The following is a 1,875-nucleotide window of genomic DNA, read 5'->3' as shown; positions in this document are numbered from 1 at the left end:
TTGGTGCATCTGGGCTTTTTTGTGCTGGACGCGTCGTTGCGTCCGGTGCCGGCCGGGGTGGTCGGGGAGTTGTATGTGGCCGGCGGCGGGCTGGCGTACGGCTATGTGGGCCGCGCTGGGTTGACGGCGTCTCGGTTTGTGGCGTGCCCGTTCGCCGGCGCGGAAGCGCCGGGACAACGTATGTATCGCACCGGAGACCTGGTGTGTTGGGGCGCCGATGGGCAGCTGGATTATCTGGGTCGCGCCGATGAGCAGGTGAAGATCCGCGGGTATCGCATTGAGCTAGGTGAAATCCGGGCGGCGCTGGCCCGGCTGGCCGGGGTGGAGCAGGCGGTGGTGATCGCCCGTGAGGACCGTCCCGGCGACAAGCGGCTGGTGGGCTATGTCACCGGGACCGCCGATCCGGCGGAGCTGCGTAGTGCGCTCGCCGAGCGGCTTCCGGCCTACATGGTCCCGGCGGCGGTGGTGGCGTTGGCGGCGCTGCCGTTGACGGTCAACGGCAAGCTGGATACCCGGGCCCTGCCGGCGCCCGAATACGCCTCGGGCGATGGCTATCGCGCCCCGGGTACGGCGACCGAGGAGATCCTGGCCGGCATCTACGCCCAGGTGCTCGGGCTCGAGCGGGTCGGTGTCGACGACTCCTTCTTCGATCTGGGTGGGGATTCGCTTTCCGCGATGCGGGTGATCGCGGCGGTCAACAGCGCCCTGGATGCTCACCTTGCGGTGCGTACGGTGTTCGAGGCGCCGACGGTGGCCCAGTTGGCGCCCCGCATCGGCGCGGATGGGGACGGGCGTAAGCCGTTGGTGGCCGGCGCGCGACCAACAGCGGTGCCGTTGTCGTTTGCGCAGAGCCGGTTGTGGTTCCTCGACCGGTTCGAGGGCGGGGTGGCGACCTACAACATGCCGACCGCGTTTCGGATCAACGGAGTCCTGGATGTCGAGGCGTTGGGCGCGGCCCTGGACGATGTGATCGCCCGCCACGAATCGCTGCGCACCATATTCCCCGACATCGACGGTATGCCGCTGCAGCAGGTGGTCCCGGCCGAAGCGGGGATGTGGCGGCGCGGGGACGCGGCGGTGGTGTCGTTAACCGAGCAGGATCTGTTCGGCGAGTTAGCGGCGCTGGCGGGGTACCGGTTTGATTTGTCGGCCGAGATCCCGATTCGTGCCCAGATCTATGCGGTGGGCCCCGAGCAGCATGTGGTGGGAATTGTGGTGCACCACATCGCTTTTGATGGCTGGTCGCTGGCTCCAATGGCCAGGGATATCGGCGAGGCGTATCGGGCGCGGCGGCAGGGCGCGGCCCCGGCGTGGGCGCCGTTGCCGGTGCAGTATGCGGATTACACGCTGTGGCAACGAGATTGGTTGGGCGTCGAGTCTGATCCCGACAGTGTGATCGCCGGGCAGCTGGCGTATTGGCGGCAGGAGTTGGCCGATCTGCCCGAGGTGGTGTCGCTGCCGGCGGATCGGGCGCGCCCGCCGGTACCCAGTTACCGCGGTGATGAGGTCGGCGTACACCTCGACCCCCGGCTGTGGGCGGGGATCAAGGCGTTGGCGGCGGCGCATAACGCGACCGCCTCGATGGTGTTGCAGGCAGCCATGGTGGTGGTGCTGCACCGGGCCGGGGCCGGCGAGGACGTCACGATGGGCACCCCGATCGCCGGGCGGATGGATCCGGCGCTCGATGAGCTGGTCGGGTTTTTCGTCAACACCTGGGTGTTGCGGGTGGGTGTCAACTCTGCACAGCGGTTCCATGAGGTGCTCGAGCAGGTGCGGCGGAAGGCGCTGGATGCCTACAGCAACCAGGATGTGCCGTTCGAGCTGCTGGTCGAGCAGCTCAACCCGGTGCGCTCGGCGTCGCATCATCCGCTGTTT

1 protein-coding gene is annotated in these 1,875 nt (G+C 68.1%); it reads left to right on the top strand.

The window, feature by feature from the left end:
• Positions 1-1,875: condensation domain-containing protein (locus A5760_RS11230; RefSeq protein ID WP_155764301.1), on the top strand; the 1,875-nt coding region annotated here is incomplete at both ends.

This window comes from Mycobacterium colombiense, from assembly GCF_001665835.1.
GTDB lineage: Bacteria > Actinomycetota > Actinomycetes > Mycobacteriales > Mycobacteriaceae > Mycobacterium > Mycobacterium colombiense_A.
Note: the sequence above shows the minus strand (reverse complement) of the source record. Positions and strands in the feature narration are given on the sequence as shown.